Source organism: Streptomyces sp. RLA131 (assembly GCF_056270125.1).
The window spans coordinates 4378638-4391289 of record NZ_JBWDOQ010000002.1; the positions used below are offsets into that span (position 1 = coordinate 4378638).

The 12652-nt window shown below is 71.6% G+C and carries 10 protein-coding genes and 1 pseudogene; 4 read left to right on the forward strand and 7 right to left on the reverse strand.

All coding sequences use genetic code 11. The annotated features are described in order from the left end of the window. Window positions 1-130 precede the first annotated feature (130 nt). The gene (locus RWE79_RS20875; RefSeq protein ID WP_475941587.1) at window positions 131-784 is read left to right on the forward strand and encodes a DUF1707 SHOCT-like domain-containing protein; all 654 of its coding nucleotides are present in this window, start codon (window positions 131-133) and stop codon (window positions 782-784) included. Between the two features lie 28 nt (window positions 785-812). Here the strand turns inward: RWE79_RS20875 and RWE79_RS20880 are convergent, their stop codons facing one another. From RWE79_RS20880 to RWE79_RS20895, 4 genes are all read right to left on the reverse strand, one after another. After that, a complete protein-coding gene (locus RWE79_RS20880; protein ID WP_475941588.1) occupies window positions 813-995 on the reverse strand; it encodes a hypothetical protein in 183 nt (60 codons plus the stop codon). Beyond that, the gene (locus RWE79_RS20885; protein ID WP_475941589.1) at window positions 995-1342 is read right to left on the reverse strand and encodes a hypothetical protein; all 348 of its coding nucleotides are present in this window, start codon (window positions 1340-1342) and stop codon (window positions 995-997) included. The genes RWE79_RS20880 and RWE79_RS20885 overlap by 1 nt, the downstream gene beginning before the upstream one ends. 103 nt (window positions 1343-1445) lie before the next feature. Then, window positions 1446-2807: a diaminopimelate decarboxylase gene (gene lysA, locus RWE79_RS20890; protein ID WP_475941590.1), complete on the reverse strand. Its 1362-nt coding sequence runs from the start codon at window positions 2805-2807 to the stop codon at window positions 1446-1448. A 12-nt stretch (window positions 2808-2819) separates the two neighbouring features. Continuing rightward, window positions 2820-3188, reverse strand: coding sequence for an SAV_915 family protein (locus RWE79_RS20895; protein WP_475941591.1), 369 nt, complete (start codon window positions 3186-3188; stop codon window positions 2820-2822). A 290-nt stretch (window positions 3189-3478) separates the two neighbouring features. On the opposite strand from RWE79_RS20895, the gene RWE79_RS20900 reads away from it, so the two are divergent. Continuing rightward, window positions 3479-5422, forward strand: coding sequence for an APC family permease (locus tag RWE79_RS20900; protein ID WP_475941592.1), 1944 nt, complete (start codon window positions 3479-3481; stop codon window positions 5420-5422). A 104-nt stretch (window positions 5423-5526) separates the two neighbouring features. Further along, window positions 5527-6066 (forward strand): hypothetical protein, encoded by a 540-nt coding sequence (locus RWE79_RS20905; protein ID WP_475941593.1) that lies wholly within the window; start codon window positions 5527-5529, stop codon window positions 6064-6066. A gap of 10 nt (window positions 6067-6076) precedes the next feature. Here RWE79_RS20905 and RWE79_RS20910 read toward each other — a convergent pair whose 3' ends face one another. Continuing rightward, the gene (locus RWE79_RS20910; protein WP_475941594.1) at window positions 6077-8578 is read right to left on the reverse strand and encodes a sensor histidine kinase; all 2502 of its coding nucleotides are present in this window, start codon (window positions 8576-8578) and stop codon (window positions 6077-6079) included. A 618-nt stretch (window positions 8579-9196) separates the two neighbouring features. Here RWE79_RS20910 and RWE79_RS20915 point away from each other — a divergent pair. After that, on the forward strand, window positions 9197-10540 hold the full coding sequence (locus RWE79_RS20915) for an MCP four helix bundle domain-containing protein (protein WP_475941595.1): 1344 nt from the start codon (window positions 9197-9199) through the stop codon (window positions 10538-10540). 57 nt (window positions 10541-10597) lie between these two features. On the opposite strand, the pseudogene RWE79_RS20920 reads toward RWE79_RS20915, so the two are convergent. Both RWE79_RS20920 and RWE79_RS20925 read right to left on the reverse strand, forming a co-directional pair. Further along, window positions 10598-11023: pseudogene (locus RWE79_RS20920) on the reverse strand (hypothetical protein); the annotation flags it as partial. Window positions 11024-11140: 117 nt separating this feature from the next. Beyond that, window positions 11141-11971: an SDR family NAD(P)-dependent oxidoreductase gene (locus RWE79_RS20925; protein ID WP_475941596.1), complete on the reverse strand. Its 831-nt coding sequence runs from the start codon at window positions 11969-11971 to the stop codon at window positions 11141-11143. Between the last annotated feature and the right edge of the window lie 681 nt (window positions 11972-12652).

Below are 12652 nucleotides of genomic sequence, written 5' to 3' on the forward strand. Positions count from 1 at the left end.
CGACGCTGACTATCGCGTCTCCTTCTTGCATCGGGCTTGGCCGGGATTCATATCGCGATATAGCGTTAGTCCTCTAGTCGCGCCGCTGTCCGCGTCGCGCGAAGACGTTCGACGGAACCAGGACGGAAGCATGTCGGGAGAGATCTCGCCCACCGGGAAGCGCTCCGGCCCCGGCTCGTCGCCCGAACTGCGCGCCTCTCATGCGGACCGGGACCGGGTGGTGGACGTGCTGCGTATCGCGGCGGGGGACGGCCTGCTGACCTCGGCCGAGTTGGACGAGCGCCTGGAGGCCGCCCTGTCCGCGCGGACCGTCAGCGAACTCACGCCGCTCACCGCTGACCTGCCGCCCGTGTCGGTCGTGGCCGGCGTGGCCGTAGCAGAGGTCAAGGATGTACTCCGGATCGACCAGAGGTTCAGTGCGGTCGAACGTGTGGGGCGCTGGGTGGTGCCACGGAGGCTGGAGCTTGCGGCGGAGTGGTGCGAGGTGACGCTCGACTTCACTCAGGCAGTGATTACGCAGGACACCTTGCGGATCGACGTGGACATGCGCGGCAAGACCCTGACGCTGGTCACCAAGCCGGGCATCGTGGTCGATGCCGATGCCCTGACAGTGGAACACAGCAAGGTCAAGATCCGTCAGGCTCCGGCCCCTGGTACGCCGATCACGCTGCGAGTGGAGCTGGTGGGCAAGAAGAGCTTTGGCCGCGTCGTGGTGCGGCCCCCACGTCGGACGTTCGGACAGTGGCTGCTGCGCAAGCCCAAGTCCCTACCTACTGGCGCTTGACTCCGTCGATGCGAACTGCCGGGGCGGGCTACTCCAGGCCGGAGGCCCGGAACACTGCCCGGGCCTCCGGGCCGTCGATCCGCTCGCTCAGCCGCTGCAGTACGTCCGTCCCGGAGCGCAGGGTGCCGCGTTCGCGGGACCGGCGGACGCCTGCGTCCACCTCGTGCCAGAGCAGGGCGTTGGCGACCAGGACCCGAGGATCGAGCTCCATCAGCGGCCGTCGACGTCCCGCAGCAGCAGATGCGCCGGGATGCCCTCGTACTGCCGCACCTCGGTCAGGGCGTCGATCCGCACCCGGCGCTCGTGCAGCACTCCCCGCACCGCGAGCCAGCCCTCGCCCGCTCTCACGCGCGGTGGGAGCACGACGGCGAGGACGAGAGCCGCCAGCACGGTCCACAGCCCGGCCCGGTACAGGGTGAGGGTGCCGGCGCCCGCGTCGAGGACGATGGCCAAGCCGTAGAAGAGGAGCGCGCAGCGCACCGCGTACCGGGCGTCGCCGCGCCAGTGGCGGTCGCCGGCCGTGGCGCCAGGTGTCCCGGTGTGCGTCCTTCGTCGCATGGAGCTGACGCTAGGAGCGCCGGATCTCCACGAAGCCGGCCCTGATGCTTCCCTGACGCCGCGCTCCGCGGTCTTGGCGCGTCCTTGACGCCGGATGCGTCCGCTACAGGCCGATGTCGCGGCTGCTCATGTCGGCGAGGGATTCGCGCCGTACGAGGACGCGGGCGGTGCCGTCGGCGACGGCGATCACGGGCGGGCGGCCGATGAGGTTGTAGGCGGAGGCCATGGACAGGTGGTAGGCGCCGGCGACGGGGACGGCGAGCAGGTCGCCGGGGCGGATGTCGTCGGGCAGGGGTACGTCGTCGGCCAGGATGTCGCCGGCCTCGCAGTGCCGGCCGACCACGGTGACCGGGCGCGGTGCGGCGCAGCTGCGGCGGCCGATGAGGGTGGGGGCGTATCGGACGCCGTACAGGGCGGGTCGGGGGTTGTCGCTCATGCCGCCGTCGACGGCGACGAAGGTACGGTCGCCGGTGCGCTTGACGGCGAGCACGTGGTAGACGGCCACACCGGCGGGGCCGATGACCGCGCGGCCCGGCTCGATGGTGAGGCGGGGCACGGGCAGTCCGGCCCGGGCGCAGCCGTTCGCGAGTTCGGTACGTACCCGGGCGGCCAGGGCGGTGACGTCGAGGGCTTCCTCGCCGGGCCGGTAGGCGACGGCGTGGCCGCCGCCGAGGTCCAGCTGCGGGAGGGCGACGCCGTGTTGGTCCCGCAGCCGGGCCATCAGGCCGATCAGGCGGCGGAGGGCGACGAGGTACGGCTTGACGGTGGTGACCTGGGAGCCGATGTGGCAGTGCAGGCCGACCAGGTCCAGCCCCGGCTGGTCGAGGATGCGGGCGATGGCGTGCTGGGCCGAGCCGTCCGTGATGGACAGGCCGAATTTCTGGCCCTCGGTGCCGGTGCGGATGGCGGTGTGCCCGCCGGCGGCGATGCCGGGTACGACCCGCACCATGATCTTCTGGCGGGTGCCGACGGGCACGAGCGTGGCCAGCCGGGCGATCTCGCAGGTGCTGTCGATCACGATGCGCCCGACGCCCAGCCGGATGGCGGTGGCCAGGTCCTGCGGGCTCTTGGCGTTGCCGTGCATCACGATCTTCTCCGGCGGGAAGCCGGTGGTGACCGCGAGCTCCAGTTCCCCGGCGGAGCAGACGTCCAGGCCGAGGCCCTCCTCCTGCACCCAGTGGGCGACGGCCCGGCACAGGAAGGCCTTGGCGGCGTAGACGACGTCGGCGTCGCCGAACGCGGTGCGGTACGTACGGCAGCGGTCGCGCACCTCGTGCTCGTCCAGGACGTACAGCGGGGTGCCGAAGCGGTCGGAGACCTCGGCCAGGGACACCCCGCCGACGCAGACGTCGCCGCTGGGGGCGGGCCGGGCGGAGGCCGGCCAGACGGCGAACGGCCCGGGCTCACCCGGAACGAGCGGGGGCGGGGTCGGGGTGCCTTCCGGAGCCACAGAGACGGTGGTCATGGCGGTCCCCCTTCAGCCGATCAGCAGGTTCAGGCGGGCGGCGTCGGCCTGCGGATCCCAGTCGCGCCACGGCCTCGTCTGGGGAGTGGCAGCCGGGGCCGGGGCCGCGAGCTGCGGATCCACGGTGAGCGCGGTGACGCCCAGCGGTGTGGCGAGGGCGCGCAGCGCGGGCTCGGAGAGCCTGATCCAGTCCTGGCCGGTGCCCAGGGTGGCGATGAGCTGCCGCTCGGTGGTGAAGCCGACGGCTGTACGGCCGCCCAGCGGAGTGCGGAAGAAACGGGCCGTACAGCCCACGGGTCCCGGCCGGACAGGCACGAAGAGTGGTCCGGCCGGGATGGGTTCTGAGGGCTCGGGGTCCTCCGCGAGCTGGCACTGCGACATGGTGTTCCTCCCTGAAGGAAAGACCGACTGCGCCGGTCCGGCACGGTGTGCACCGGTGGCCGTGGACGCTTCACCGACGCTATGCCCGCCGGCCGGGGCTCCGACCGGGTCCCTGATGTGCGCTTGACGCGAGTCGCGAAACCCCATACGCCTTCCTGACGTGGAGCCCGCGTGGATCTCCCTGTCCTCAGCGCGTGCCCTTCGTGCGAGTGTGCGGGAGGCAGTGCTTACGCTGACCCCGCCGTCCCGTCGACGGTCGGATCATTCGCTGTACGACAGGAGCACACCCGATGGCCACCCCCGTCCGTACGAGCCGCCTGCGCGCGTGGTTGCTGGAGGGCTTGTCCGACATGGCCAAGCACCAGCAGGGTCCGCATGCCGAACCCACGGACGCCCACAAGGGGCAGCGGTGGTGGCGGGTGATGTGCCTGACCGGTGTGGACTACTTCTCGACGCTGGGCTATCAGCCGGGCATCGCCGCGCTGGCGGCCGGGCTGCTGTCGCCGGTGGCGACGATCGTGCTGGTGATCGTCACGCTGGCCGGGGCGCTGCCGGTGTATCGGCGGGTGGCGGAGGAGAGCCCGCACGGTGAGGGTTCGATCGCGATGCTGGAGCGGCTGCTGGCGTTCTGGCAGGGCAAGCTGTTCGTCCTGACGCTGCTGGGCTTCGCCGCCACCGACTTCCTGATCACCATCACCCTGTCGGCAGCCGACGCCTCGACCCACCTCATCGAGAACCCGCACTTGACGAACGCGCTGCACGGCCAGCAGATGATCATCACGCTGGCGCTGGTCGCGCTGCTCGGCGCGGTGTTCCTCAAGGGATTCCTGGAGGCGATCGGGGTCGCCGTCGTCCTGGTGGGGCTCTATCTCGGGCTGAACGTCGTGGTGATCGGGGTCGGGCTGTGGCACGTCCTGACCGAGGCGGATGTGGTCACCGACTGGTCCACCGCACTGACCGCCGAGCACGGCAACGTCTTCGCGATGGTCGGCGTGGCGCTGCTGGTCTTCCCCAAACTGGCGCTGGGCCTGTCCGGCTTCGAGACCGGTGTGGCGGTCATGCCGCACGTCGAGGGGGAGCCCGGCGACACCGAGGAGAGGCCCGCCGGGCGTATCCGGGGCACGAAGAAGTTGCTGACCTACGCCGCCGCGATCATGAGCGTCTTCCTGATCACCAGCAGCTTCGTCACCACGCTGCTCATCCCGGAGAAGGACTTCCAGGCTGGCGGTGAGGCCAACGGCCGAGCCCTCGCCTTCCTCGCCCACGAGTACCTCGGCTCCGGCTTCGGCACCGTCTACGACGTCTCCACCATCGCCATCCTGTGGTTCGCCGGCGCCTCGGCGATGGCCGGGCTGCTCAACCTGATGCCCCGCTACCTGCCCCGCTACGGCATGGCGCCGCACTGGGCCCGGGCCGTGCGCCCGATGGTGCTGGTCTTCACCCTGATCGCCTTCCTGGTCACCTGGATTTTCAACGCCGACGTCGACGCCCAGGGCGGCGCCTACGCCACCGGCGTCCTGGTGCTGATGAGCTCCGCCGCCATCGCGGTGACCATCGCTGCCCGCCGCGCCGGGCAGCGCAACCGGACGATCGGCTTCGCCGTCATCTCGGCGGTCTTCCTTTACACGACCGTCGACAACGTCATCGAGCGCCCGGACGGCGTAAAGATCGGTGCCTGCTTCATCGCGGGCATCATCCTCGTCTCCCTGCTGTCCCGACTGGCCCGCGCCTTCGAGCTACGGATCACCGGCGTGACCCTGGACGACATGGCCGAGCGCTTTGTCCGCGACATCGCGCACCGCAAGATCCGCTTCATCGCGAACGAGCCGGACCGCCGTGACGCGGCCGAGTACCGTGCCAAGGTCCAGCAGATCCGCGAGGACAACGATCTGCCGCCGGAGGAGGACTTCGTCTTCGTCGAGGTCACCATCCTCGACCCGTCGGAGTTCGAGTCCGGGCTGACAGTACGCGGCGAGGTGCTGTGCGACCGTTACCGCGTGCTGACCCTGGAGAGCTCCTCCATCCCCAATGCGCTGGCCGCGTTGCTCCTTCACGTACGGGATACCACCGGCCAGCGCCCGCACATGTACTTCGAGTGGACCGAGGGCAATCCGTTCACCAACTTCCTGCGCTTCTTCCTCTTCGGCCAGGGCGAGGTCGCCCCCGTCACCCGCGAGGTGCTGCGCGAGGCCGAGCCCGACCGTGCTCGCAGGCCCCGCGTCCATGTCGGGTGAGTATCCGGCTCCCGCGTCAGAGACGCGTTAAGACCGAGGAGCGTCGCGTCAGGGAAGCGTCAGTGCCGGGCTCGCGGGCGCGCGCCGCTTCTAGCGTCGGCCGTATGGGACGGCGAACCACGCGACCGCCGATGGCGGGGCCCGGCGAAAGGGTCGGCGACCGGCACTGGAGAGGCGGCGCCCGGTTCGCGCTGTGGTGCACGCTTGCCTTCTACGGGCCGGCCATGCTGCTCGACCGGGCCGCGGGCACCCTCACCCTGCAGCGCGCGGGGCTGTGGACGCTGTTGGCGGCTCTGATCCTCGTTGTCCTGCTGCCGCCCCGGGTGACGGCGGGCGAGGGCTGGCTGGCGGTACATGGCCTCGTGCGCAAGCGCCGGGTGCGGACCGATGCCCTGGTCGAGGTGCGGCAGCACGAGGGCATCTCGGCGCACCTGCTTCTGCGGGACGCCGACGGCCGCTGGGCGGAGCTCGATCCGCGGGTCCTGGCCGCCAGCCCTCTGCTGTGGCACGCGGTTGACGCGGGCGCCCGCCGGTCCCGCGAACGCGGCACGCTGCGCTCCGGGACGGACGTACTGCAGCGGCTGAGCGAGCGGATCGACGGCGCGCAGGCCCAGGCGGTGTTCCGGGCCTCCGGCCTGGAGTAGCACCCACGCCTCATACAGGGACCCCCTCACCGGGGGCAGGGGCCGGGGCGGCGGGGAGGGAGACGACCATGGTCAGGCCGCCGCCGGGGGTGTCCTCGGGGGTGAGGGTGCCGCTCATGGCTTCGGTGAGGCCGCGGGAGAGGGCCAGGCCGAGGCCGAGGCCTGTGGTGTTGTCGGTGTCGCCCGTGCGCTGGAAGGGCTCGAAGATCCCGTCGCGGTCTTCGGGCGGCAGCCCCGGGCCCTGGTCGATGACGCGCAGTTCGACGCGGCCGGCCAAGGCGCTGGCGGTGACCCGGACCGATGCTCCGGGCGGAGTGTGGCGTACGGCGTTGGCCACCAGGTTGGCGATGACCCGTTCCAGCAGCGGAGGGTCGGCGACGACATCGGCCGTGTCCTCCAGGCCCGGGGCAAGGACGGGGACCGGGCTTTCGGGGAGGGTGTCCAGGGCGATCGGTACGATTTCGGCGAGGGCTGTGGGTTCCAGGCGGAGGGTCAGGGCGCCGGCCTGGAGGCGGCTCATGTCGAGGAGGTTGTCGACGAGCCGGTTGAGGCGGTCGAGTGATTCCTCGGCGGTGGCGAGCAGTTCGTCACGGTCCTCGTCCGAGAACTCGACGTCACGGCTGCGCAGGCTACTGACGGCGGCCCAGGCACCGGCCAGCGGCGTGCGCAGGTCGTGGCCGACGGCGGCGAGCAGGGCGGTGCGCATCCGGTCGGCGGCCTTGACCGGCTCGACCTCGGCGGCGGCCTCGGCGAGGCGGGCGCGCTCCAGGGCGGCGGAGACATGGGCCGCCAGCGCGGTGAGGACCCGGCTCTCGGAGGCGGCCAGGCGGCGGCCGCGCAGTACCAGCACGTCGTCCGGGCCGACCGGGACCAGCGCGGCCGCGGCGCCGTCGGCCGGCGGGTCCTCGGCGTCCTGGTCGTCGCGGCGGACGAGGACGGCGGAGTCCATGCCGAATATCCGCCTCGTACGCTCCAGAAGCTCGGGCACCGCCTGTTCGCCGCGCAGGATGCCGCCGGCCATGGAGGAAAGCGTCTCGGCCTCGGCGCCGGCGTTCGCGGCCCGGCGGGACTGGCGCAGCGAGCGGTCGACGATGGTGGCGACGGTGACGGCGACCACGGTGAAGACGGCCAGCGCCAGAACGTTGTTGGCCTCGCCGATGGTGAACCTTCCCGTGGGCGGGATGAAGTAGTAGTTCAGCAGCAGGGAAGCGGTGACGGAAGCCAGGACGGCGGAGGCGACACCGCCGATGCAGGCGACACCGACCACGGTGAGCAGGTAGAGCAGCGCCTCGCTGGTGAGGTTGAGGCCGGGCATGTTGTTCAGGACGAGGGTGAGCAGGGCCGGAAGGAACAGCCCGGCCACCGGGCCGAGCACCCTGCGGGCCAGCGGGAGGTTCCTGCTGCCCCGGGAGGGCAGCAGACGGCCCCGGCGAGCCCGCTCGTGGGTGACCATGTGCACGTCGATGTCGCCGGACAGCTCGTTGGTGGTCTCGCCGATGCCGCGTCCGCCGAGGAAACTGGCCAGCCGGCCGCGCCGGGAGGTGCCCATGACGAGCTGGGTGGCGTTCTCGGCGCGGGCGAAGTCCAGCAGGGCGGTGGGGATGTGGTCGCCCACGACCGTGTGGTAGCTGCCGCCCAGGCTCTCGATCAGCTCCCGCTGCTTGGCCAGGGCGGCGGGCGAGGCGTCGGCGAGTCCGTCGCTGCGGGCGATGTGGACGGCGAGCAGGTCGCTGTGCCCGGCCCGGTCGGCGATCCGTGCGGCGCGCCGGATGATGGTCTCGCCCTCCGGGCCGCCGGTGAGCGCCACCACGACCCGCTCCCGGGTCTCCCACACACCCCGTATCTCGTGTTCGGACCGGTATTCCTGCAGGAACTCGTCCACCCGCCCGGCGACCCACAGCAGGGCCAGCTCGCGCAGCGCCGTCAGATTGCCGACCCGGAAGTAGTTGGCGAGCGCGGCGTCGACCTTCTCCGGGGTGTAGACGTTGCCGTGCGCCATGCGGCGCCGCAGCGCCTGGGCGGGCATGTCGACCAGTTCGATCTGGTCGGCGGCACGGACGATCTCGTCCGGTACGGTCTCGCGCTGCGGGACGCCGGTGATCTTCTCGACGACGTCGTTGACCGACTCCAGGTGCTGGATGTTGACGGTGCTCAGGACGTCGATTCCGGCGTCGAGCAGTGCCTGGATGTCCTGCCAGCGCTTGGCGTTACGGCCGCCCGGAATGTTGGTGTGGGCCATCTCGTCCACGAGGGCCACCTTGGGCCTGCGGGCGAGAACCGCGTCGAGGTCCATCTCGGGGAAGACCGTGCCCCGGTACTCCCGCTCGGCCTGCGGCAGGATCTCCAGCCCGCCGAGCATCGCCACGGTGTGCGGGCGCCGGTGGCACTCGACGAAACCCACCACGACGTCCGTGCCCCGCTCGGCCCGCCGCCGCGCCTCGTCCAGCATCCGGTACGTCTTGCCGACCCCGGGGGCCGCCCCGAGGAAGACCTTGAGCCTGCCGCGCTTCACTGGTTGGGCCTCCTTGCCGAGCGCCACGCCGCTCGGTCGCGGCGACGGGCTTTGGGTCGGGCAGCACGAAGGCCACCGGCAGTGCCGTTGTACGGACCGGCCAACGACAGGTAAGCGCGGGCGGGGGCTCCGGCGACCCGCGTTAGCGAACTCCATACGCCCACACCCGGGGTCTTTACGAAGCCTTAACGCCCACGGGTGGCCCGCACAGTCGTATCGCGGCGCGCATCGCGGGACACCGATCCCGGCACCCCGTCAGAGACGCGTCAATGTTTGATGCTCCGGCGTCAGGGCCGCACTAACGCGCCCAGCACAGGTGTTCCCGGGCTGCGACGGTGATGGGGGCCGAGGAGAGCGGGCAGACTCCGCTCCGGAGCGCCCAATGGGGGGCATCACGCGATGACGAGCACCGTCGCCGCCGAAGGACGTTCAGGCGCGCCTGTGTCAGGGCACGGCACCGGCTCCGAGGCGACCCCTCCGCCCGGCGCGGCGCGGCTTGACCCCTTCTCTCCGCCGCCCTCTCCGGTAACCGCCGTACCTCGGCGGAGATGGCTTCCGGCCCTGCGCGGTGGCCGTCCCGGGACCGTTCCGGCACGGCTGAGACTGCTGCGCGCCGCGGTGCTGGTCACAGCCGCCGGGCTGGTCGGCGTGCTGGTGACCGGTGGCATCTCGGCGCGCGGATCCTGGGCGGACATACGGGAACGGTCGGCGCCGCAGGTGATGAGCGCGACCGGCCTGTACTTCGCGCTGAACGACATGGACGCCCAGCTAGCCAACCAGCTGATGATGGGCGACACCGCCTCGCTGTCCTCCCTGCGCGTCCAGGCCGCGGGCATCTACGGCCAAAGGCGCACCCAGGCCGGCGGATACCTGAGCGACCTGGCGGAGGCGGCCAAGGGCGACGCCGCCGCCGAGCGGATCGTCGCCTCGGCCATCAGCGACCTCGGCGCGTACGAGGACCACGCCGCCCGCGCCCTGATCCTGAGCGAGCAGACCCACCGCCCGGCCGGCCAGGCCGACCCGAAAGCGGTGGCCGAGTACACCCTCGCCACCCAGCTGATGCGAACCCGGCTGCTGCCCGAGGCCGACGGGCTGGTCACCACCAACAACGCCGCCTTCGAGCACACCTACACCGACGCCACCGGCACCCAGTCCGCGATCCGCGTCGCACTCCTCGTCACCGGCCTGCCGCTGCTCGCCCTCCTGGCCGCCCTGCAGCTGTATCTCGCGGCCCGCTTCCAGCGCATCGTCAACCCCGGCGCGGCCGCCGCCATCGTCCTCGTCCTGACGGTGCTGATCGGCGGGCTCGTGCACATCTCCGGCCAGCAGGAGCATCTGCGAGGCGCCCACCGCGACGCCTTCGACTCCGTCGTCGCCCTCACCCGAGCCCGCGCGGTCTCCTACGACGCCAACGCCGACGAATCCCGCTACCTTCTGGACCGCGCGGGAGCCGCCGCACACGAACAGGACTTCCTCACCAAGAGCCAGCGACTCCTGCACCTGGACGGCGCCACCATCGGCAGCTACGACGCGGACCTGGCCTCCGCGCTGCACGCCTACAAGGCCGATCACGCACGCCTGGACTTCACGGGCCTGTACGGCGACGAGTTCCGCAACATCACCTTCCCCGGCGAGCGCGCGGCGGCCGAGCGTGTCCTCACCGCCTACCAGGTCTACCAGCGCGACGACCGCCGTATCCGCGCGCTGGCCTCCGCCGGAAAGGTGGCCGAGGCCATCAGGTACTGCACCAGCCACGCCACTGGCGACTCCAACTACGCCTTCGACGTGTACGACAAGGCACTGCTGAAGCTGATCACCATCAACACGACCGCCTTCGACCGGGCCTCCTCCGACGGCGCGGGCGATGCCCTGACGATGCCTCTGGGCCTGGCCGGGGGTGTGATGGCAGCCGCCGGCCTGGTGCTGCTCGGCCTGCGGCCACGCCTCGCCGAGTTCCGTTAGCGCCGGGTACGCCAGTCGGCGACCCGGCTGACGACTGCCGGGTGGCAGCGCGGCGGTCCGGGGCCGCCCGTAGGTCTCCACAAAGCCGACCACCACATCGGTGCCGCGCTCGGCCCGGCGACGGCCCTCCGCGAGCATGGTGAAGGTCTGGCCGACCCCGGGGGCCGCGCCCAGATAGATGCGCAGCTGCCCGCGCTCCATCACGGTCCTCCCTTCGGACCTCCCCCTCACCTCCCTCTTGTCCCAGTGTCCGCCCAGGCGGCTGGTTCTTGACGGAACGCTGACGTGGACAAGCGGTGCCCGCCGACGGCTCGCGCGGCAGACTTGATAAGGCCCGGCTACGGGCACGGCTGTTGCCGCGCCTTGAACAGGACGGCACCGTGGTCTCCGGGGCACCCGCTGGGACGTCGACCGGCTCGGGCTGCCGGATGCGGAGGTCGAGCTGCGCTCGTTCGCAGGCGGCCGCTTCCTCGGACGCTTCATGATGCGACCCGCACCCGGTGCCGCCCCGTCCCTGCAGGCACGGCTCGTCGCGGTGACCCTCGCAAATCAGGTGGGCGCCGTGCTCAGCACCAGCAGCCGGTAGGCAGTGCTCCTGCGTCAGGCGGCGACGAGCCGGTCGGCGAGCTTGCACAGGCGGCGTACGGTGCGGTCCTCGGTCGCGACGGGCGCGGCCGGGGAGAGCGCGGTGCGGTCGTAGTAGCCGCCGGGGACCAGCTCGATCGCAGGGTCGCAGAGCCGCACCACGCGGGCGGCTCCTTCGGCGGCGGGCTCGCCCTCGTGTGCGTACAGCGGCAGGAGCGCGGTCTCGCAGATGCCGGGGTGGACGCTGACGGTGGTGCAGCCGGTGGGTGCGGTGGCGCGGGCGAACACGGTGAGGGCGAGCTGCGACTGGGCGTAGGCGGCGTGGCGGGAGTAGCGGCGCTCGCGGTCGAGGTCGTTCCAGGAGATGGAGGCGGTGCGGTGCATCGAGGAGGAGACGTTGACCACCCGGCTGCCGGGCCGTGCTGTCAGCGGCCCGGTCAGGGCGTGGGTGAGCAGGTAGGCGGCCAGGAAGTTGACCTGGAAGGAGAGCTCGTGGCCGTCGGCGCTGAGGGTGTGCCGCTCGGGGGCGGCGACGGCGGCGTTGTTGACCAGGACGTCCAGCACGGGGTGGGCCGCGCCCACCATGCCCGCCAGTGCCCGGACGTCGTCGAGCCGTGCGAAGTCGGCCACCGCGAGCCGCAGTCCGGCCCTGTCGGCCCCGGCGGCCACCAGTCGCTCCACGGCATGGTGGCCGGACTCGGTGTCGGGGGCGTGGACGATGACGGTGCAGCCCTGTTCGGCGAGCAGGCGGGCGGTCTCCCAGCCGATGCCGGACGTCGCCCCGGTCACCAGGGCGGTCCGCGAGGGCGCGGGAAGCAGAGCGGAAGAAGACGCGGAAGAAGACATGGTTCACTCCGGAATCCGGGGCAGGGGCAGGCGCGCGGGGCGCGTACCCATGCGGGGGAAGAAGGCGGCCGACGTCGGTCAGCAGCAGGGAGACGGCGCGTTACAGCGCCGGGAGAAGAACAGCGTGCGGAACCGGCGGCACCGTATGAGGTGGCCGGTCGTCATGGGGCAGACCGCTGTTCACAGCACCCATTGAAGAGCACGGTGTTCCCCTGTTTCAAGGCTTCGCACCCGTTCCTGACGCAGCTCTGACACCGCCCCTGATGTCGTGTCAAAGAGGCGTCAGCCCTGACGAGACGAGCGCGAGACGGAGAGCCGAGCGGCGTGACCAGCCGAGCAGCAGGCCCGCGCCCAGACAAATGAAGGCGGCGCCCGCGCCGACCCCGCTCGCGTCCCTGGAGCAGTAGTTCGCGAGGGTCGTCCGGGTCGTACCTGACGAGCACCAGGCTGCCGTCGGCCAGGGGATGCCGTTTGGACGCGGGCGCGGGCGAACCGACCTCCATGACCCGCCCGTCCCGCGTCTCGTACTGCAGCGCCCATACCTCGACGCCCACGCGGCGCAGGCGGTGAATTCCCCGTAGCCCGGCGATGCCGGTCAGTAACGCCACCGAGCCGCTCACCACCGTGAATCCGGCGACCGTGACGACGGCTGCGTCCGGCATGTGCGGTCTCCTTCCCCCG